The sequence below is a fragment of the Waltera intestinalis genome (assembly GCF_009695995.1).
Lineage (GTDB): Bacteria > Bacillota > Clostridia > Lachnospirales > Lachnospiraceae > Acetatifactor > Acetatifactor intestinalis.
Map to the genome: position 1 here is coordinate 1 of NZ_VUMU01000008.1, position 22,418 is coordinate 22,418.

The 22,418-nt window shown below is 41.5% G+C and carries 16 protein-coding genes; 2 read left to right on the forward strand and 14 right to left on the reverse strand.

What is annotated here, in order from left to right; all coding sequences use genetic code 11:
• Positions 1 to 287 precede the first annotated feature (287 nt).
• From FYJ59_RS07920 to FYJ59_RS07955, 9 genes are all read right to left on the reverse strand, one after another.
• Complete coding sequence (locus tag FYJ59_RS07920) at positions 288 to 5,519, reverse strand: chitobiase/beta-hexosaminidase C-terminal domain-containing protein (RefSeq protein ID WP_154496316.1); 5,232 nt, start codon at positions 5,517 to 5,519, stop codon at positions 288 to 290.
• A 198-nt stretch (positions 5,520 to 5,717) separates the two neighbouring features.
• Positions 5,718 to 6,608 (reverse strand): lysophospholipid acyltransferase family protein, encoded by an 891-nt coding sequence (locus tag FYJ59_RS07925; protein WP_205839491.1) that lies wholly within the window; start codon positions 6,606 to 6,608, stop codon positions 5,718 to 5,720.
• Positions 6,595 to 6,756: a hypothetical protein gene (locus tag FYJ59_RS13930; RefSeq protein ID WP_205839492.1), complete on the reverse strand. Its 162-nt coding sequence runs from the start codon at positions 6,754 to 6,756 to the stop codon at positions 6,595 to 6,597. Before FYJ59_RS13930 ends, FYJ59_RS07925 begins: the two co-directional genes overlap by 14 nt.
• 23 nt (positions 6,757 to 6,779) lie before the next feature.
• Positions 6,780 to 8,069, reverse strand: a complete 1,290-nt coding sequence (locus FYJ59_RS07930) for a GHKL domain-containing protein (RefSeq protein WP_154496320.1) — start codon at positions 8,067 to 8,069, stop codon at positions 6,780 to 6,782.
• Between the two features lie 3 nt (positions 8,070 to 8,072).
• The gene (locus FYJ59_RS07935) at positions 8,073 to 8,795 is read right to left on the reverse strand and encodes a LytR/AlgR family response regulator transcription factor (RefSeq protein WP_154496322.1); all 723 of its coding nucleotides are present in this window, start codon (positions 8,793 to 8,795) and stop codon (positions 8,073 to 8,075) included.
• A 151-nt stretch (positions 8,796 to 8,946) separates the two neighbouring features.
• The gene (secD, locus tag FYJ59_RS07940; protein WP_154496323.1) at positions 8,947 to 11,208 is read right to left on the reverse strand and encodes a protein translocase subunit SecD; all 2,262 of its coding nucleotides are present in this window, start codon (positions 11,206 to 11,208) and stop codon (positions 8,947 to 8,949) included.
• 16 nt (positions 11,209 to 11,224) lie between these two features.
• Positions 11,225 to 12,622 (reverse strand): thioether cross-link-forming SCIFF peptide maturase, encoded by a 1,398-nt coding sequence (scfB, locus tag FYJ59_RS07945; protein ID WP_022154191.1) that lies wholly within the window; start codon positions 12,620 to 12,622, stop codon positions 11,225 to 11,227.
• 106 nt (positions 12,623 to 12,728) lie between these two features.
• Positions 12,729 to 12,872: a six-cysteine ranthipeptide SCIFF gene (scfA, locus tag FYJ59_RS07950; protein ID WP_022154192.1), complete on the reverse strand. Its 144-nt coding sequence runs from the start codon at positions 12,870 to 12,872 to the stop codon at positions 12,729 to 12,731.
• Between the two features lie 168 nt (positions 12,873 to 13,040).
• Positions 13,041 to 13,421: a TIGR04086 family membrane protein gene (locus FYJ59_RS07955; protein WP_154496324.1), complete on the reverse strand. Its 381-nt coding sequence runs from the start codon at positions 13,419 to 13,421 to the stop codon at positions 13,041 to 13,043.
• 147 nt (positions 13,422 to 13,568) lie between these two features.
• Between FYJ59_RS07955 and FYJ59_RS07960 the strand changes: the two genes are divergently transcribed.
• Together FYJ59_RS07960 and FYJ59_RS07965 are read left to right on the forward strand one after the other, a co-directional pair.
• Positions 13,569 to 14,867, forward strand: coding sequence for an HlyC/CorC family transporter (locus FYJ59_RS07960; RefSeq protein ID WP_154496325.1), 1,299 nt, complete (start codon positions 13,569 to 13,571; stop codon positions 14,865 to 14,867).
• A 51-nt stretch (positions 14,868 to 14,918) separates the two neighbouring features.
• Positions 14,919 to 15,200, forward strand: coding sequence for a hypothetical protein (locus FYJ59_RS07965; RefSeq protein ID WP_154496326.1), 282 nt, complete (start codon positions 14,919 to 14,921; stop codon positions 15,198 to 15,200).
• Between the two features lie 1,045 nt (positions 15,201 to 16,245).
• Here FYJ59_RS07965 and FYJ59_RS07970 read toward each other — a convergent pair.
• From FYJ59_RS07970 to purB, 5 genes are all read right to left on the reverse strand, one after another.
• Positions 16,246 to 16,851, reverse strand: coding sequence for an HAD family hydrolase (locus FYJ59_RS07970; protein WP_154496328.1), 606 nt, complete (start codon positions 16,849 to 16,851; stop codon positions 16,246 to 16,248).
• 69 nt (positions 16,852 to 16,920) lie between these two features.
• Complete coding sequence (locus FYJ59_RS07975; protein ID WP_154496330.1) at positions 16,921 to 17,826, reverse strand: LysR family transcriptional regulator; 906 nt, start codon at positions 17,824 to 17,826, stop codon at positions 16,921 to 16,923.
• Positions 17,827 to 17,993: 167 nt separating this feature from the next.
• Positions 17,994 to 19,286 carry an adenylosuccinate synthase gene (locus tag FYJ59_RS07980; RefSeq protein ID WP_148445677.1) on the reverse strand — a complete coding sequence of 431 codons (1,293 nt, stop codon included), beginning with the start codon at positions 19,284 to 19,286 and terminating at the stop codon, positions 17,994 to 17,996.
• 154 nt (positions 19,287 to 19,440) lie between these two features.
• Positions 19,441 to 20,847 carry an amidophosphoribosyltransferase gene (locus FYJ59_RS07985; protein WP_154496331.1) on the reverse strand — a complete coding sequence of 469 codons (1,407 nt, stop codon included), beginning with the start codon at positions 20,845 to 20,847 and terminating at the stop codon, positions 19,441 to 19,443.
• 101 nt (positions 20,848 to 20,948) lie between these two features.
• Complete coding sequence (gene purB / locus FYJ59_RS07990; protein WP_022152968.1) at positions 20,949 to 22,406, reverse strand: adenylosuccinate lyase; 1,458 nt, start codon at positions 22,404 to 22,406, stop codon at positions 20,949 to 20,951.
• Positions 22,407 to 22,418: the final 12 nt, after the last annotated feature.

Sequence of the window (22,418 nt, forward strand, 5' to 3'; positions counted from 1 at the left end):
ATCGCAGCTTTTTGGAAGAGTTGCTCCCCTGGTCACCAGCGCTTCCGGAAAACATTCGAAAATAGAATTTACAGCAGGCCGCAAAAGCGGCTTATAGTTGTCAAGGTATTCGCTATGGAGCGTTTACGTTTATTCTCGATGTTTTTTATGTACTATAAACAGAATAAATACCACAACAGCAACTGAGAACTGATCATTCTGGATGATCTTTTTATTGTACTCCACTATAATTCTTTCACTTTTTTTGAAATCTTCATCTCAAGTTCTTTATTGGTCCAGATTACCCTTCAGGTTTTTCCATCCGACAACACCCTACCTTTTACTATTTTTCGAAATGCTTTTACTAAACAGCATCCCAAAACCGCTAAGCATCCAATTATAATAATAAGTAAAATTAGTCTTTTATCATCTTTTGGATCCATATCCGGTTTAGGAACTCCATTGTTTGTCACGTTCTCAATAGGTTCTCCTCTTTGAATATTATTTTCTGATTGTTCTTCCTCCTTTTTCTCATCTTGAACACTCACAATCATCCCTCCTTTCTCTTGTGCAATTTCTTTACCACAACTATTTTGTAACATACTTTTCTGTCCAGATACTATTCCGTATATAATGTTTGCATTTTCTGTAAATGTATTATTAATAATATCATTACTACTATCCCTATTATTTTCCGTAGCATCATATATAATCATATAATCTGATGCGTGCCTAAATTTAAACTTAGCATACCCATTATCATCAATAATTGTTTGCTGATAATTCTTATCATATTTTCCTTCCCTATCATTATAGTAATACAAACGTGCTTCTTTTCCGGTATACTTAATTCCCATATAATATTTCAAAATACCTTCAAATCCAAATTCTCCATCATACGCGAGATGAAGCCCAACGGATTTTACATTTCCATTAATTCCATCTTCATATAAGGCATCATTAATCACATCCATAAAGTATTTCTTTTCTGCCTTCAGACTCACATCTTTAATTACCGAAATTTTTTTGCTTTCTATTATCCAGCTATAGTTATCATATTCAATTTCAACGTTTAAATTATTCTCCTTAAGTCTTTTCAGTAAATCACTTGGAATATCATAATGTGAATAACCTTTTAAATTTAGATTTGTATTTCTACGATTCTGAATATTTTTTTCTACTTGTTTCCAATATTCATCTTCAGATATCATATATGTCGTCACATCACTTGCAATCATCCCTTCTTTATAAGCTCTTACCTTAAACATTTGCCCAGGTGCAACCAATATTGGATTAGTATATATCCAACAATTATACCGTTCATAATACCCCTTTTTACTTGTCGGAAGTGTCCCGTCAAGTGTATAATATATAGTTACATCTGGTTCATCGCATAATACACTAACTCTACGCATTCCGACTCCCTCTTCTTCGCCATTAAATACAGGAGTTGAAATTGTCCTCCTATCAGAATATAACACAGCTGCTTTCATACAATGATCAATATAATTGAGATAATCCACTTCGCCATCTTTTAAGATAGTAGCTGCCAACTCTTGTAAATTTTTTTTCTTTGCACTATTCTCCGGAGTTAACCATTCAAGTTGTTCGGCCCCTAATTTTCCATAAACATCAGCTGCTGTATTCATCCACACTTTTAATGATGCAAGCATCATTTTATATGCAATCTCGTACTCTTGTATTTCATTTACTGTTATATTTTCTGCTTTCATAAAATTGATTTGATAACGATCAACCAATGAACTGCATGTGTGAAACATATTATCGGCAATAATGACTTTTACTATTGTATCCACATCAGGTTTTATATACTTGTATGCACTATTCACTGCTTTATAAGCTATCTTATATATTTTATATGCCCCTTGCATCCCTGGTGACATCATAGCGTTTAAAACAGACAAAGTTTCATCTATCATCATTGATGTAATTTGTTCAGTAATCAAATGCTCATACACATACGAAGCTGGATTATCTATCATCCTGTCTTGCATTCTATTTAATGTGTAATATAGTTCTTTGTTCCCTGCATTTGCAGCAACATTTTTCATTTCTTCTATCTGGATGTAATTTATAGTATACATTTCAACAACAGTCAAAAAATATACTTCCTCATCTATACCTTTTTTTGTATATTCAACCAATATATCAGCAGTTTTTTGGCTATTTTGTAGCCCTTCCAGCAAATTATGAATAGTTAAACTTTCTGTATAACGATCCAGTATTTTTTCTGCTTTTTGTGAAACCGCATTTAAAGATTGCACCGATTTTAAAGTTTCTGAAAATTCAGCCAAAGGTCCAGACATTTTTTCCTCTGTTGGAAAGCACTCTTGCATAATAGAAAGAACAATTTCATCCATATATTCTTCATAAGTACTTTCCGAAACCATTATTGCATTTTGATATAAAAATTCTTTTGTCACAAATTTCAATGCATCTTTTGAATTCAATCCCATTAGTAACGCTGCAGATATTGTATCCAATTTTGACAATGAATTCATTGCATCTAAAGATTTATTGACGTATACATTTAACACTGAGTCATAAGAATATGTCTCCGCCAATGCCTGCGGGTATGTACGAAATAAATCATCATAATACATTCCATATTTATTTAATAGTTCCTGGTATTCATATTCCTCAACGTAAATGTTTGCTTTTAGTTCCCACAGATAATCTGCATATTTATTAACAATTTCTTCATTTTCGTAAACGACATCTGCATATGCTTTAGAAATGCCACCACCCATTCCTGGTCTCTCATTATATACACCTGTTAATTTCCAAGTTAAATTTGCTATAGTCTGAAATTTTTTATCGCCTTCTTCTATACAAATATATACTCTTTGAGGAAGTTCTTTTAATGCTTCATTCTCCAAAGTTCCATATGAAACCCATATATCAATATCCGCTTTTATCTGTTCATTATAATTCGGATCTACATAATATTTAACAATATTATTCTTTCCCATCCAGGATAAAAAAGGATAACCGTCATTCCATTGTGGCAGTACCTTCCATATATTGTCAAAATTCCAATTTTCATAATAATTGGAATTCTTCATCTGTTCTGTTGTCATTGCAATCCCATTTCGAGGGTTTTCCAAAGTAAGTATATCAGCGTTATAATAACAATTTTCAATGGTTGTCTTATCTCCTGTATATCCAACAATAGCTCCCATGCTTCCCATACTTCCCCCAGAAATACAGGTTTTGATATTGCTATTTCTAACATAACAATTTCGTATTTCTCCCTGTTCTACTTCTCCTATCAATCCTCCTGCATATGCCGAATCTCCGGCTCCACTATATGCTTCTGCATAAATGGTATCTATTACGCAATAAGAATCATTCATTTGTCCTTTGAATTTTCCAATCAATCCTCCCGCCACACTATACGCAAAAGTTAATTCTGAATCCCTCGTATGTATATTCTGCCCTTTAGCACTACATTGAGAAATTATTCCATCAAATTCACCTGCAAGCAATCCAGCTCCGTATGTTTTTTGATTTGAATCAATGCTCCCTTCCACATAACATTTTTCTAAAGTCCCAGAGCCGGCTCCTACTAATATTCCAATATATGGATACGCTGTCGATGAAAAAGTTCCGGGATTTTGTATTGAGTAATCTAATACACCATTTTCTGTAAGGCAAACTTTTAAATTCTTAATTTCTGCATTTTGCGTTGTTGCAAAAAGTCCAATATAATTACGATTAGATTTAATTGTTTTAATTCCACTTATTGTATAACCTGCCCCATCAAATGTTCCAGTAAACGCTTTTCCCTCATCTCCAATAGCTCGCCATTCACCATTATTGTATTCGCACATATTTATATCAGAAATCAATCTATAATGACTTTCTAATTCATACCTCATATATGCCAGACCTTCTGGAGAATTAATAAGATAAGGATTATCTTCTGTCCCTTTTCCATCTAATAGATATTCTGCAACATTTATAACATATTCATTATAAGTTCCGCCAAAATAATTTGATTCCTGTTCCCTGTCATATATTGTACTTTGGTTAATAGTTAATGCATACGTTTCTCCATATTGTAGTATATTAGACACAATCCTCAAATTGTTTCCATCACATTCATATTCACACGGCACTTTTACTTTAGTATCCGTATTTTCTAAATAAATTCCCAATTCTTTATTACAATCAATCTCACGATCAAAAGTAATGTTTAATGCTAATTGTGGATAAATTAAAGTCGATCCTGTTTTTATGGAATAAGCGCACACACTAGGGTGTACATACTTTGTCTTCCCCTGCGGCAAAAATGTTTCTTTTAAAAAAGGATATCCATCATTAATTTCCGCCCTCTGTTCCCATACATTTTCAAAATCCCAGTCAACATACGTTGATCTAACTTTCAGAATATTTTCCTTGTTCATATCACTTGGCAAAGAACGAATATAGTTATTATCCATCTTTCCCAAATTTCGATAAACTAAAGCTCCAGCATTTCCAACATAATAGTTTTTTGTAATTACACCATTATCATTTTGTCCACAAATTCCTCCCGCATAACTATAAAAACCTTTTGCACTAATATCACCAAATGCCATGCTATTTTCAATTACCCCTTCAGAATTGTATCCGATAATTCCTCCCGCATATGCTTCTCTTCCACCGATATATCCAGTTGGCTGTAGGGCATATACTTCTCCTTCACCAATACATTTTCTGATACTGGTACTTTCTCCCTTACCACAAATCAGTCCTGCATACTCTAACGCATTATATTCTGGTCTTTCGTCCCCCAATATTTTTCCATATGCATAACAAGCCTCTATTTTAGAATCAATTGCATATCCAACTAATACTGCTCCATATGTCACCCCATACATTTTTTGCACTGCATCTTCATCCATTTCTACTGCTAAATCATGAATCTCTGCATCTTTTGTATATGCAAAAAAGCCGATGGTGCCATTGCTTATCTTGTAAGAATTAATATTGTCAACTTTATGTCCCCTACCCTCAAATGTCCCTGAATACGGTTTTTTCAAACTTTCTCCAATAGGAATCCATTGATTCGCTTTATCATTTTTCAAATCAATATCAGCTGTCATATATGCATTTTGCCCTAAACTCGAAATCCTTTCTTCATCTTCTATTAATCCCTTTTCATCATATACTTCTACATTTGGTTCATCATTAATTATTGCCCGAAATGCTAGCAAGCTAGACAAATCCTCTATTACAAATGCATTTTCAGTTATATCAAAATAAATTGTATATTTATTTGTTTCTAAAAGATTCTTTTGATTTTCAGCAATTATCACCCTATCCTTATTTTCTGTATTACTATTTTCTGTATTACTATTTTCTGATACTGATTCAACTTCTGCATCATTACCTGATAATGTTTCCGCAGTGCCAATATATTCACCTGTTTCTGCCTTTACCACTATAGTTCCCATAGCCTCAAATATGTTCTCAAGCATGCAAATACATAAAACCAGTGCAATGATTCTTACTAATCTTATCTTTTTATTCATTAGTTTTCCTCTCTTTACTATTTAATGTTTCGATTATCCTTCACTATAAATCAATTGTTTTTTGTTTTTCTTTTGTAGTACCATAAATAATTTTTGTTTCTGTCCATTCACTCACTTTTACCAATTACAATATAAACGCTCTGAAAGAATAATTGCCGTTAAGGAATGTACGGAAACAAATATTTCTAGTTATATGCTTTAGCTATTCAATATTCTCGGAACAAATTCTCCATTCTCATTCACAAAATACTCATTTTCCTTATCTACTAAAAACTGTGATTCCCACCGGGAATTATATTTAAAGCCAATTGCCTTAAATTTTTTCAAATATAAATGATTTAAATACACATCTTTATTGATTTCCGATATACTATTTCTGTTAATTCCCAATTCTTCCCATAAGTTCTTTCTCATGGCTATCATAACTTGCATGACCTTTTCTGTTTGCTCATAGATGTTCTCTCCAATGGCTGTATAAATCGGCTTTCCAAATTGAACAATACATTTTGTATATAGTTCTCCTTCCTTATTACATTTAGTCGGAACCTCTACATACTCATATATAGCAGGAACGATAGGTTTTTCAGTAATCAGACTTATTTGTACTGCACCCGTTTTTATTTTCAGCATCGGTCGTATCGGATGTAAGTTCCAGGTTCCTTCCCCAAATATTATTCCATCCTTCCCAGACAAAATTTTACTGCAGAAATTCAAAATTCCCTTTTCTGTGGATTTTTTGTCATTTCTATCTATAAATGTCACATCCCCCATCCTAAATACCAGATACGCCAATATATTAAGTCCGTCCCTTGCTCCCAATGGAGTTATCTTTCTTTTTAATTTTGAAAAAACTTCTTTGGTCACAAAATAATCATGGGAATTAGAATGATTTGCCGCAAATAGCACATTGCTTGCCGGAATGTTTTCACAGCCTCTTATTTCTATTTCGAACTTACGCAATGCAGGAGCTATAAATGAGATTACTCCATTGCATGACATTGAGGCATTTTTCAAATGATGGCATATATTTTTTAAAGAAGTATAATATCTCTTTTTTTCAGATAACGTGTACTTTTCAACCTCTTTCATTGATTTCAGTCTGCCTGACATTTTCTTTCATACCTCTTGCTTCACAAATTTCGTTTTTTAAATTATCTAATGATGCCACTCCTGTTTCAACACTCCATGCAAAATCGGTATACTTCCATACAAAAAAAGCTTTGTGTTTTTTTCGCACAAAGCCTTCTCATATCATACATTTTACTCTTCCAGTCTTATAGAAATACTTACCTCATACATCCCCTTTTCCTTTTTAATCTCCATTTGTCCATCGTATTTGTCTGCCAGTGAACGAAGTATTTCCTGTCCATACCCCTTCCGCCTTTTTTTGACTTCTCCTACCGTATAACTATTTTGCACAATTACATGCAAGTACACGGCATCTGCATACGCTTTCACGTTAACATATGGTCTTTTGTCATCATTCATTGCTTCTGTAGCCCCTGCGACCGCATTTTTCAAAAGATTAGAAAAAATACTGCACACCACTACCGGATTTAATTTTAATGGCGCAGTTATCTGCATTGCATAGGTAAACGAAATGCCTCTTTCCTTGCATATCATTTCATTCTCATTTAAAACAGCGTTTACAATAGGATCAGCGCAATACGCATACTCCTTCGTTGACATCACATAGTCAATCAGTGTATCCAGCATCTCATTTGCTTTTCCATTCTCTCCGGAATTCAGCAGTTCTTTAATGACAATAAAGTGATCATTCAGATCGTGTCTGATTTTAGCAAGTTCATTACGTCTGGATTCGGTTTCCTCATAATGCGCATGCTCCGCGTCCCATGCCATCTGCATCTGCAGGATTCGCACTTTCATTTCCTGCATGCTCTGCTGCTTTAACAATATATACAAGAGCATAATGTCTGACAAAATTCCTATAAAAAAACCACATATTGTAATCACGCCGCTGGCTGTAATTCCTGTATATATTTTGTCATTAATGGATGACACCAATAAAATCTGGCTTACCGGAAAGACACTAAATAGTAAAAATACTCTCAGATCATAGGCTTTTCTCAATACTTTTCTCCATAGGAAAAGACACATGACGTAAAGTATCGTCAAAAACATATATATGTATACATTCATTTGCAACATAAACGGCATATCCAGCGACAAGGTATCATATTGTGCAAATTTATCGTTCCATATAATCTGTACGCACATTTCTGCAAAAAAGGAACATACCACTTCCAGAATAACAAACAGTACTTTTTGCCACAAATATCCTTTTAATAATAAATGCGCATAGATAATCATTCCCAACATTGCTACAAAAATGCATAATGTCCGAATGCCTGCATTACTATTATAAAAAAACTTACATATCGTAAACGGCACCCTTACCGCTACTAGCCCGGCAATCATTTTCCATCGTTTTATCTCTTCATTTTTCGCATCGAATGCAAAACAAAAAATAATAGAATCTGTTATGACACCCGTAATCCATAAAATAAAATTGGCAATATAGCAAAACATCTTTTATAAACTCCCCTTTAATTCCAATCTCACATAGTTAAAGTAATGCTCTTTTACCTGCTGATATTTTGATCTGCTGACAGGAATTTTTACTTGATTTTTTAAAAGAAGTTCTTTGGATGAGATACTGTAAATCCAATCCATGTTAACCAGGTAACTCTTATGTACTCTTGTAAATGTCTTCTCTAATCTTTGTTCATAACTGTCCAGTTTATCATATACAATACGATCTCCCTGCAATGTATGAATCAGAATTTTATGTGCCTCACTTTCCAGATATATAATATCTTTTTTCCGAATTGCTTCGATTCCATTTTTGTAGCAGAAAATAACGGATTCCTCTTCTTGTATTTGCTTTCTTCTAGCCTTTTCCAGCAAAATTTCTAAACTGTTTTGCTGAATCGGTTTTAACAGATAGCCGCATAAATTAACATTTGTCCAAAAAATCTTTTCCGCATAACAATCATTATATGCCGTCATATAGATAAATTGCGTTTCCGGCAACCAATGATTTATCTTTATCGCATATGCAATTCCATCTTCCTCTTCTTCCGGAAAAAATATATCCATCAAAATCAAATCATATTTTTCTCCTGCTTCAATCCTTTTCAATAAATCTGAAGCTTTTGTAAAACCTGCTACTGCTTCTATGTCATCTATTGTCTGTAACATATCATAGGCATGTTTCAAATAGATTTCTTTGTCATCACAAATCGCAACCTTCATAATCGACCTCTTTAGTAAACGTAAATTCTTTATTATCGTAAACTCGTTTGTATAGTTTGTCAATTACGCAATTATAAGTTAAAAGGAGCCGAAACTTTCGTTCCGACTCCTTTTAAAATCGCATCAATATTTCTTGTACAACCCTTTAACCTTATTTCGCCTTGGGTGCGAACTTTTTTCTCAATACATACCACAGGGCACCTGCAATACATACAGAGGAGTAAGCACCACAGATGATACCTACCATCAGAGGCAGTGCAAAATCACGGATGCTGGTCACACCCCAGATGTACAACGCACCTACCATTACCAGCGTGGTCAGGGAGGTAAATAAGCTTCGGGACAGTGTCTGGGTGATGCTGTGGTTTACAACATCCTGCAGATCATCCTTCTTGGTCATAACTGCCATATTCTCACGTACACGATCGAAGATTACGATGGTGGCGTTGATAGAGTAACCTACGATGGTCAGCAGACACGCGATAAAGGTATTGCTGACGGATACTCTTGCCAGTGCGTAGAAAGTGATCACTACCAGCACGTCATGGAGCAGGCAGGCAATACTGCTGACACCGAAACGGATATCGCTGAAACGGAAGCGGATATAGATCAGCATGCAGATAATTGCTACTGCTACCGCCAGGATCGTATCGGACTTCATCTCGTTACTGATGGTGGAGCTGATGGTCTCGGAGGTGATCAGTGTCTCATCCACACCAAAATTATCCACGAACATCTGATTCAGTGCCTGTCTCTGATCCACATCCAGAGAACCGGTCTTGAAGATAACTTCATTGGAGCCCTGTACGGTCTGGATCTGAACTGCACTGCCGGTGGTGCTCTCAATCAGAGGTACCATCTCGCTGTTGATCTCTTCCAGCGTATAGCTCTTATCAAAAGTGACAGTAGTTGCGGTACCACCCTTGAACTCCAGGCTGTAATTCAGTGCATCTCCGGTGTTCATCTTGTAGACACCCATGGTAATAAATCCTGTCAGGATCACTGCCAGAGACAGTCCAAAGAAGATGCCCTTCTTACCTAAGAAGTTCACGGTCTTGTGTTCCTTACCTACACCATACCACTTGGGATTCTTCAGTCCCAGTGCATAGAAAGCTTTCATAATGTACTTGGTCACTACCAGTGCAGTGAACATGGATAATACGATACCAAGTGCCAGCGTCTGCGCGAAGCCCTTTACGGTACCCGGTCCTAACAGCCACAGCACTGCTGCTGCGATCAGGGTAGTTACATTACCGTCGATGATAGCGGACAGTGCCTTGTCATAACCGATCTGCATGGCACTCTTAACAGTCTTGCCGGTTGCCAGTTCCTCACGGATACGGGCAAATACGATAACGTTGGCATCTACTGCCATACCGATGGACAGGATGATACCTGCGATACCGGACAGGGTCAGGGTCATGTCAAAGCCGTTCAGCAGCAATACTACCAATGCCACATAAATGCCCAGTGCAATGACAGAAGCAAATCCGGGCAGGAAATAAACTGCGATCATGAAAACAGCCACTACGATAAATCCGATCACAGCTGCTTTTAAACTGGTGGAGATTGCTTCCACTCCCAGCTGTGCACCAACTACCTTGGAATGCAGCTCTTCCAGTTCCAGCTTCAGTCCACCGATACGGATGGTAGAAGCCAGGCTCTCTGCCTCTTCATAAGAGTTCATGGGAGAGATCTGTGCATTACCGTCGGAGAATACACCTTTTACGGAAGGAACACTTACAAAGGATCCATCATAATAGATACCCAGGGTCTCGCCCTTCTCGTAAGCATTTCTGGTAGCCTCTTCAAACTTTTTAGTACCTTCCTCCGTCATTACCAGGTCTACCGCATAGGTGGAATTGCCCATCGTCTGGTCCTTGATAGAGCCTGCGGTAGCAGTCTTGACATCCGTACCCTCCAGCATGATGGATCCATCTGCCTTCAGTTCATCGATGGTCTTATTCAGAGCGTACGCATAGCTTGCATTGCCCTGTGCATCGGTCACTGCCTGCATAGAGTAGTTCGCATTGCCGTCCTTGTCTGTCTCTGCAATGAAATACAGGGAACCGGGACGTCCCAGCTCTTCCAGGATCTTGTTGGCATCTGTTACACCGGGGATCTCGATATTGATACGATCGGTACCCTCCTGGTATACAATAGCCTCTTTACTGTAGTTCTCAACACGCTTCTGCAGCTTGGCAATAGTATCTGCCATATCCGTTGCATCCGGCTCTTCATCGCCTACCACCTGGTAAGTGATGCTGACACCACCGGCCAGATCCAGTCCCAGACTTATGTCTGAAGCACTGGCAGTTCCTTCCGCATCTACGCCATAGAGATCCACATAGCCGACACCCAGCAGGACCAGAAGTGCGCAGAGCAGAATGATGATTGCTTTACTTTTTTTCATCTTTCCTTTGTCCTTTCTATTCTTCTGAAGCTTCTGCTGCTTCCGCAGCCTTCAGCATGATAGCACATTCGATACGTTTTCTCTGCAGCTCACAGCCGATGTCATACGCATCATTGATATTGCCATGGAAATTATAGGAGTTCGCAGCACATCCGCCGCTGCAATAGAACTTGGCAAAACACTTCTTACACTTGTCCTTTGCATAGACATTACAGCATTTGAACTCGTCGCGGATATCATCTCTTACCACACCGGTATCCACATTGCCCATGAGGAACTTCTCGTTACCCACGAACTGGTGGCAGGGATATAAGTCTCCCCAGGGAGTAACCGCCAGATATTCAGTGCCGGATCCGCAGCCGGAGAGTCTCTTGGCTACGCAGGGGCCGCCCTGCAGATCGATCATAAAGTGGAAGAAATTGAACGCCTTGCCCTCTTTCTTACGCTTGATCATTTCTACTGCCAGTTTATCGTATTCTTCCTTTAAGATTGGAAGATCCTCTTCTCTGATGGCATAATCATCCGTAGGCTGTGCCACAACGGGCTCCACGGAGATCTGCTTGAATCCCAGATCTGCCAGATGCAGAACGTCCTTGGAGAAATCCAGATTATTGTGGGTAAATGTACCACGCACATAATAGTTCATCTGGTCTCTGCTCTCCGCTACCTTTTGGAACTTGGGAACAATGATGTCATAGCTGCCCTGCCCGCCGCGGAAAGGACGCATCTTATCGTTGATCTCCTTACGTCCATCAATACTCAGCACGATATTACCCATTTCCTTATTCACGAACTCCAAGATCTCATCATTTAATAAGATACCATTGGTAGTCAGGGTAAAACGGAACTTTTTATTGTTGGGTTTCTCTAAGCTTCTGCCGTATTCTACCAGCTGCTTTACCACATCCCAGTTCATCAGGGGTTCGCCGCCGAAGAAATCCACTTCCAGGTTCACGCGGTTGCCGGAATTGGCTACCAGGAAATCCAGTGCCTTTTTCCCGACCTCAAAACTCATCAGCGCTCTTCTGCCGTGGTACTCACCCTCTTCCGCAAAACAATATCTGCAGGCAAGGTTACAGTCATGGGCAATGTGCAGGCACAGTGCCTTGACTACAGTCTGGCGCTTCTTAAAATCAAAAATATAATTCTCGTAAATATCGGGAGCAAACAGCTGTCCTGCCTTCTCCAGCTCCAGGACTTCGTCCACCGCTTCGGTGATCTCTTCCTGGGGATAAGGGATATTCGCAAGATTCAGTACAGCAGCCTTGATGGTGTCCGCATCCTTGATGCCTTCTGTCACCAGAGGCTCTACCAGTGGAATCATATCATACACAATATCATCTACGACATGAACGGAACCACTGTTCACATCCATAACGATATTATAGCCGTTGCTCTTATACTGGTGTATCACAGTTCTATTCCTCTTCTTTCTACTTCTTATTGCTTAAGATACATTAACAGAGAATAAGCAGCGACCTGAATCGCTGCTTACGTTAGTCTCTTCTCAATTTCTTAGATTATTTAATCTTTTCACAACTCTGATTTCCTACTGTGCAGGAAGTCTTACATGCAGACTGGCAGGAAGTCTGGCACTCACCACAGCCGCCCTTTTTCATAGATTCCTTTAAATCTCTGGTTGTTAAAGTCTTAATATGCTTCATTAAAAATAGCCTCCTTATGATTTCAAAGCGCCTATAGACGCCGGCGTGTATATAAATATGCAGACACGCGACTCATTTTTGCTCATTATATCATGTATTTGGCATTTGTAAAAGCTTTTTTTCTCAAAAAACGGTAAAAAAGCGGTAAAAGTCATTGTTACCTGCTTTTCACCCTAGCATTCCGCCCAGCGTTCCCCCTGCCACGCACAATATCATGGTAGTCCAGAAGGAATTGCCTAATGCGGTCTCCGGTGTCCTGATCAGCACCGACACCACCGCCAGGATCACAAAATATGCCGCTCCCATGAAAGCTCCCCATAGGAATTTCTGCTTTTCCATTCTTTTCCCTGCCAAAAGCCCCGCCGTAAAAGTAGTGGCTACATAGATGGCGGAAATTGCAATCGTCACGATACCTTCCGTCAGATGCAGTTTATACAATAAAAGTGCCAACAGACATAGAAGCAGCAATGTCAGCACATAAGATACCAGCAGGCATTTCGCCAGTGCCAGTACCGGAATGCCTTCTTTTCCTTCTCCTCTTTTTTCCATGTCATCCCTCCTTTTACCTATGTAAAATGTATATTCAAAGCCTTCGGAAAACTTGACAACTATTCCTGTCCTATTGTATATTGTTGCTTAATAACACATAAATAAGGCATAAGCCTGCTATTTTATTTTAAGAAGGAGTGAACTTTTTTGGATACCTCTGGTGTCATACAACTGATTTCTATTATTGTTCTTATTTTTCTGTCCGGCTTTTTCTCTTCCGCCGAGACTGCACTGTCCACGGTGAACCGTGTGCGAATGCGTTCTTTGGAGGAGGAAGGCAACAAGCGTGCTGCACGCGTCAATAAAATTCTGGATAATTACAGTAAAATGATCAGTACCATTCTGATCGGTAATAACATTGTAAATCTGACGGCATCTTCCCTTGCAACAACTTTAGCTATGCGCATTAATCTGGCTGTAGGTATCGCAACCGGTATTTTAACTATTGTCGTATTACTCTGCGGTGAGATCGTACCGAAGACCTGGGCGGTTCTGTGTCCTGAAAAGCTGGCACTGTCCTACTGTAATATCATATACCTGCTGATGCAGGTACTCACACCGGTTATTATCGTGGTAGACCTGCTCTCCCATGGCATTATGAAACTGTTACATATTGATCCGAATAAAAAAGCCAGTGCCATGACAGAAAGTGAACTGAAGACCTATGTAGATGTCAGCCACGAGGATGGCGTCATTGAATCCGAAGAGCGAAAGCTGATCTACAACGTATTTGATTTTTCCGATGCTCATGCCAAGGACATCATGATCCCCAGGATCAATATGGTAACGGTCAGTCTTGATGCTACCTATGATGATGTACTTGCAGTGTTCCGTGATTCCATGTACACACGGCTTCCGGTCTATGAGGATGATAAAGACAATATTATCGGTCTCATCAACATCAAGGACTTTATCCTGACGGAGGATCAGAGTGCTTTCCATGTGGGAAATATCTTAAGAGATGCTTATTATACTTACGAATATAAAAAGATTGCCGATCTGATGTACGAGATGCGGGAAAAGACCACGAATGTCTCTTTCGTATTAAATGAGTACGGTGCTACCGTAGGTATGATCACTTTAGAGGACTTACTGGAAGAAATCGTCGGTGAGATCCGTGACGAATATGATGAGGATGAAGAAGAACTGATCCAGAAAATGTCCGACGACACTTATCTGGTAGAAGGCAGTATGAAGCTGGACGATATTAACGATGCTCTCGGTACCGATCTGACCAGTGAAGACTATGATTCCATCGGCGGTCTGATCATCGACTGTCTGGATCGTCTGCCGGAGGACGGTGAGGAAGTCACCCTGGAAAACGGTATTCATCTGAAAGTACAGGGCATCGACCAGAATCGTATTGTAAAGGTATTGATGACGATACCGGAAGTTCCCGAAGAACATGATGCCGGCACCGCCGAGATTTCGGAAGATCACGAATAGCACACAGACAAAGCTTTCTTCTTTGTTGGTCCATGGGTAATGAAAGGAAAAATGATGTCACAGGATAAAAATACAGAAAACAAGAAAACAAAAATGACTTCCAAACAGATCTTCGCGATCGCAGGAATCGTTGTGCTGGTGCTGTTGTATGTTGTAACACTGTTAGCAGCGATCTTCGACAGTTCCGCCAGCCACGCATTGTTCGCCACCTGCCTGTTAGCCACGGTAGCCATTCCTCTTCTCATTTGGATCTACACCTGGATATTCGGGAAGCTGACGAACCGCTCCACCTTCGCAGATTTCCATCCGGAGGATAAGAATAAAGACAAGTAAATTGAGAGTTAGTTAAATACATTGGCAAAATCCACGAACTCCCGGAGCATGCGATACACATGTCTCGATGTAAGGTCTCCGGATGTGAATTTTCTACGAAAAGTGATGAGTAGTTCTCGTCATGACGGGGCCGCCTACAGTCGACATCCATGTCGACAATCGGCTGACGCGGACATCGTGTCCGCTTTCCCCCTGTCTTTCAGCACTTTTCTAGAAAATATCAACATCCTCCGACAAACATCTTCGACATGGCACCGCATACTCCGGGAGTTCTGCGTTTTGAAAAGCTTTCAAAAACCAGTAGCCCTGCCAAGGGCTATTAGTTTCATAAAAAGGTACTTATTTTACTATATTTATGAAAAAAATTCTTAAAATACATTCCTTTTTTTCATAAATTCTATAATATCTCGAATTTTATGAAATTTATTAGTTTTGAAACATAAAAGATGGGGATATTTTTCATAAAAACAACATTTATAACAGTTTTTATGAAAATGCAGAACTTGTTATTAACTTCTGCGCATGTATTCTCAAATGCTCTGCCTAAATAATTGGGATGTTTTTCATAAACCAGCAGAAAAGGACTGCTCCCCCGGGCGTAGATGCGGCGGAGACTGTGAGATTTTCTTGGAAAGTGGTTGAACCGCAGGGGCAACGCGAACACGATGTTCGCGTTAGCCGATAAGTGCCATGGATGGCAACGTAAAGGCGGCCCCGTCATGGTGAGAAGCACTTGGCCACTTTCCTTTAGAAAATCCACAGTTGTAGCTAGCATCCGAGTCCGGGGCGGGCAGTCCTTTCTGCGTGGATTTTACGGCCCCTACGTTACGAGCCATGCCCCCAATTCATAAATGTGTCGCAAAAGGCGCTCCACATTTATTTCATTGACGGCTGTCGCAAATACCCCAAAAATAATGAATTCCGTACGAAAAAGTTCCTAAACCAGGGATTTTTGTACGGAATTTCTTCATTTTGCCCGTTCAGCGAAAATAACAGCTTTTTACATGGCAAAATCTCATGTTTTTGTATTTTTTAGAAAAAATTATCAGCAGTCCACGCCAAGCTTGCGCAGTTCCTTTTCCGCCTGCTCTTTGGTCAGGAAGTGGATGCCATGGATTCCCTGTTCTTCGGCGGCTTCGACGTTCTTCAAGGTATCATCCAGGAATACGCTCTCTTCTGCCTTCAATCCATAACGTTTCAAAAGCAATTGATAGATCTCCGGTTCCGGCTTGATCAGATGCTCCTTATAGGACAGGATACCACCCTCCATCTCCGGCAGGAAATTCAATGCGTCTGCACACTCTACCTCGGCCTTGTGGGAAAAATTAGACAGATAATACACATGGTATCCTTTTGCCTTTAACTCCTGCAGCCAGGGGATTGCATAGGCTCTCGGAGTTACTATTCCGGCAATACTCGTAAATGCCTGATACAGCTCCTGCTCCAGCTGTGGTGCATCTTTTACAAACGCAGCCAGTACCTGTTCATCCGTCCAGGTACCGCGGTCATACTCTGCCCATGCCGGATGCATCACGGATGCTTTGGCGATCTTTTGAATCATCTCCGCATCGAATCCTTTGTCTGCCAGAAATCCTTCCCAGCGATAATCAGTCAGTACATTTCCAATATCAAATATTATATTACGTATCATCTTATCCCGTCTCCTATCTGTTCGTACATTCTCTTGCATATGCCATCTGCATCATTTATATCGACCTCTTTATACCGTAGCAGCTGCCGCATCCAGTTCCATGATCTCCAGCAGCTTCTCCGCCGCCGGCGCCATAGGCATTTTCGTATTCCTTACAACACAGAACTGTCTCTTCGGTATCATTTTATTGAACCTGAGTTCAAAAAGCAGACCGGATTCCACATAATCTCTGGCGAAATCCCGCATCACACAGCCCACACCAAGATTCCTCCTGACAAACTGTACGATCATATCACTGGTAGCCAATTCAAACTCCGGCTGCACATAGACACCGTTGCCCGCAAGGAATTCATCCATATAACTTCTGCTGCTGGTATTTTTCTCCAGAAAAATAAGGGGCAGGCTCTCCAGTTCCTGAAAATCCAGCATTTTATTTTTATACCCGAAAAATCTTCTCCCGGCCACAAACACATCCTCGATCTCCCGCACGGGGATCATCTGAATATCCGGTCTGTCTGGAAAAGGAGTGCTGACGATTCCGAAATCAATCCTTCCCTCCCTTAAAGAATTCAGTGTCTCCGGGGTGGGGGCATTGGATACGATTACTTTAATGCCGGGATACTTCTCATGAAATTTTTCAAGATAGGGAAGCAGATAGAACTGCAGTGTCATATCGCTGGCACCGATCCGGACTTCACCCAGCTCCATATTCTGCATCTGGTGGACCTTCTTCACCCCCAGTTCGATCTGTTCGTATCCTTTTGCCACATAGGAATATAACATTTCTCCCTCACCGGTCAGGTGCACACCTTTTGCCGCCCGGTGGAAAAGCGACACATCCAAAGTGTTTTCCAGCTGCTTGACAGCCTGACTGACCGCCGGCTGTGAAATGGACAGTTCCCCTGCTGCCTTCGTCACACTTCCGCATTTTGCCACATAATAAAATACTTTATATGCCTCCAGGTTATTGATCATAGTGCCTCCCATCAATCCCGCAAACCGCTTTGAGAAAAAAGGGCATAGGCTGCATCTTCTGCCGCGCCATGCCCTTTTCCTGCATTACTATAAATCATAAGCTCACGAATTCGTGCTATCGCACTCTACATCCTGCTTCGCAGGGTATTTCGTATTATACTCTATCATTATTTCTTCAGAGGACTCTCACGATAAATGATATCTTCTCTTCCGGGACCGTTGCTGACCATGGTGATAGGGAAGCCGATCTGCTCCTCAATGAACTCTACATACTTTCTGCAGTTCTCAGGCAGATCCTCGAATTTTCTGATGCCGCGGATATCACACTTCCATCCGGGGAGCTTCTTCAGTACGGGCTTAGCCTTCTCCAGCTTGTAGGTTACAGGGAAATCAGTGGTCACTTCGCCATCGATCTCATAGCCTACACATACAGGGATCTCCTCCAGATATCCCAGTGCATCCAGTACGGTAAATGCTACATCGGTAGCACCCTGCAGTCGGCAGCCGTACTTGGTAGCTACACAGTCGAACCAACCCATACGTCTGGGACGTCCGGTGGTAGCGCCGAACTCACCGCCGTCACCGCCGCGGCGGCGCAGCTCATCTGCCTCGTCACCGAAGATCTCGGATACGAAAGCGCCTGCTCCTACTGCGGAAGAATATGCTTTACTTACAGTAACGATCTGCTTGATCTCATAAGGAGGGATACCTGCACCGATGGCACCGTATGCTGCCAGGGTGGAGGAAGAAGTTACCATAGGATAGATTCCGTGGTCCGGATCCTTCATGGTACCTAACTGACCTTCTAACAGAATGGTCTTGCCTTCCTTCAGTGCCTTATCCAGGAATGCAGATACATCGCATACGAAAGGTGCGATCATGTCACGATACTCATGCAGGGTATTTAACAGTTCTGCGGGATCGATCAGCGGCTTATGATACAGATGCTCTAAGATGACATTCTTCATCTCGCTGACGCGCTGTACCTTTTCCTCTAACAGTTCGTCATCAAATAACTCACTTACCTGGAAACCGATCTTCGCATACTTATCGGAATAAAAAGGTGCAATGCCGGACTTGGTGGAACCGAAGGACTTGCCACCCAGTCTCTCTTCCTCATACTGATCAAATAAAATATGATAAGGCATTACCATCTGTGCACGGTCGGATACCAGAATCTTAGGCATGGGAACATTTCTGTCTGTGATAGACTTGATCTCCTTCATAAGGATGGGAATGTTCAATGCCACACCGTTACCGATCACGCTGGTGGTATGATTGTAAAATACACCGGAAGGAAGGGTGTGCAGAGCAAATTTACCATAATTGTTCACGATAGTATGTCCTGCATTTGCGCCGCCCTGAAAACGTACGATAATGTCCGCTTTCTCTGCCAGCATATCTGTGATCTTTCCTTTTCCTTCGTCGCCCCAGTTGGCTCCTACAACTGCCTTTACCATGTTTTCCTCCATTCTTTATCACAATTCGTGATAAATCTAACTCAACTCTCTTACTCTTTTGAGAGAACAATGTTTCTCTCACACTCTCTCTTAGTATACAACACTTTGTGATATAAGTAAAATCAATATTTATTATATTTTATATAATCTGTGATTATTGTGTTCCATCCCAGCAATAGGTACAGAGTTTGTCTCTTCCGATCCCCACAGACTCGATCATATCATCCAGTCTCTGGAACTGCAGGGTAGTGAAGTTCAGCTGCCTTCCTATCCTGCCTACCATTTCTTCATACTCCGGCGTATCCGGATCCACATAATTCTTCAGGTCGATCTGTCTGTCTTCCTGCTCCATCTCCTTGATCACACGGCGGGTGATCAGATCCATCTCGGAGGAGGATCTGGAGAAGTTCAGATACTTACAACCGTATAACAAGGGGGGACATGCCGGACGGATATGTACTTCCTTCGCACCGCTCTGGTATAAAAATTCCGTCGTCTCTCTCAGCTGTGTACCGCGGACAATGGAATCATCAATGAGCAGCAGGCTCTGATCCTGGATCAGGTCATGTACCGGAATCAGCTTCATCTTCGCGATCAGATTTCTCTGGGTCTGTATCGTCGGCATAAAAGATCTCGGCCAGGTCGGCGTATATTTGATGAACGGGCGGGAGAAAGGAATCCCCGAACGGTTCGCATATCCCACTGCATGGGCGGTACCGGAATCCGGCACACCGGCTACGATATCCGGCTTTACATGATCACGCTCCGCGAGCTTCGCGCCACACTGATAACGCATTTTTTCAACACTGATTCCTTCGTAAGAGGAAGAAGGATATCCGTAATATACCCACAAAAAGGTACAGATTTTCATGTCTTTTCCCGGCTGTACCAGCGTCCGCACGCCTTCCGGTGTCACCACGGCGATCTCTCCCGGTCCCAGTTCACGTACCGGCTGGTATCCCAGATTCAGATAAGCAAAGCTTTCAAAAGAAACACAATATGCCCCTTCCTTTTTGCCCACGGCCACAGGAGTACGTCCCATCTTATCTCTGGCCGCATAGATTCCCTTCGGTGTCATGATCAGAAGCGTCATGGAACCTTCAATGATCTCCTGGGCGTACTGAATGCCCTCTACCAGGTTATCCTTCTGATTCACAATGGCTGCCACCAACTCCGTGGCGTTGATGTCTCCGCCGCTCATCTCCAGAAAATGGGAATGTCCTTTTGCGAACAGATCCTTTATAATGGCATCAGTATTATTGATCTTGCCAACCGTAGTGATGGCATAAGTTCCGTGATGGGAACGCACCATCAGTGGCTGTGGTTCAAAATCTGAGATACATCCGATACCGAGATTGCCCCGCATTTCATTGACATCCTTGTCGAATTTGGTACGAAACGGCGCATTCTCGATGTTGTGAATGGCTCTGTTATAACCTTCCTCTTTGCTGTAGACTGCCATTCCGGCGCGTCTGGTTCCCAGATGGGAATGATAGTCTGTTCCGAAAAACAGATCAAATACACAGTCTTCTTTTGCTGCGACTCCAAAAAATCCACCCATTTTTATCTATCTCCTGCTCTCTGATATTTCTCCGCAACGCAGAAAACCGCCATTGGCTCTCCTGGTCTAATGACGGATTTCTGTAATGATATGATTTCTATTTATACATTGATCTCTGCCTTTACGCCCAGAAGATCTTTGTTGGCTTCCAGAATCGGATGGATCACGTTCTTTAAGAATGCTTCCACCTGTTCCTTAGAACGTCCGATATACTTAGAAGGATCCATGGATGCCTTCAGTTCCTCTAGTCCCATGGGGAATGCAGGATCTGCGGCGATCAGCTCTAACAGATTGTTTTCTTTTCCTTCTACCTTCACGTTGCGGCCCGCCTCCATGGACAGCTCACGGATACGCTCATGCAGCTCCTGACGGTTGCCACCTAACTTTACAGCATCCATCATGATATTCTCGGTAGCCATGAAGGGCAGCTCACTCATCATATGCTTCTCGATCACCTTCGGGTATACTACCAGACCATCCACAACATTCAGGCACAGATCCAGGATGCCGTCGATGGCAAGAAAGCCTTCGGGAATGGACAGTCTCTTATTTGCAGAGTCATCCAGCGTTCTCTCGAACCACTGGGTAGCGGAAGTGATCGCGGGATTCAGTGCGTCCACCATCACATAACGGGACAGAGACGCAATGCGCTCACTTCTCATGGGATTACGCTTATATGCCATTGCGGAGGAACCGATCTGATTCTTCTCAAACGGCTCTTCCACTTCCTTCAGGTGCTGTAACAGACGGATATCGTTGCTCATCTTGTGTGCGGATGCCGCAATACCTGCCAGTACGTTAGCTACTCTGGTATCCACCTTTCGGGAATAAGTCTGGCCGGATACGGGATAGCACTCCTTGAAGCCCATCTTGGCAGCGATCATGGGATCGATCTTGTCGATGGTCTCCTGATCCCCGTTGAACAGTTCCAGGAAGGATGCCTGGGTTCCGGTGGTTCCCTTGGAGCCTAACAGCTTCATGGTACCCAGAACATGATCCAGATCCTCCAGATCCAGAGAGAACTCCTGCAGCCACAAGGTTGCTCTCTTACCTACGGTCGTAGGCTGTGCAGGCTGAAAATGAGTGAATGCCAGGGTAGGCTGTGCCTTATACTTATCTGCGAAGTCAGCCAGCTCCTTCATGACATTGATCAGCTTTTTTCTGACTAACTTCAAAGCCTCTGTCATCACGATAATATCGGTGTTGTCACCTACGTAACAGGAGGTTGCTCCCAGATGAATGATTCCGGCTGCCTTGGGGCACTGCTGTCCGTATGCATATACATGGCTCATAACATCATGACGTACCAGCTTCTCACGCTCTTTTGCCACATCATAATTGATGTCCTCTGCGTGTGCCTTCAGCTCCTCGATCTGCTCATCTGTGATGACGGGTTTCCCATCCTGGGACAGTCCCAGCTCTTTCTCCGTCTCTGCCAGTGCGATCCACAGTTTTCTCCATGTACGGAATTTCATATCCGGGGAGAAAATATACTGCATCTCCTTACTAGCGTAGCGTTCGGATAACGGGCTCTGATATCTGTCTGTACCTGTACTCATTTGTCTTGCTCC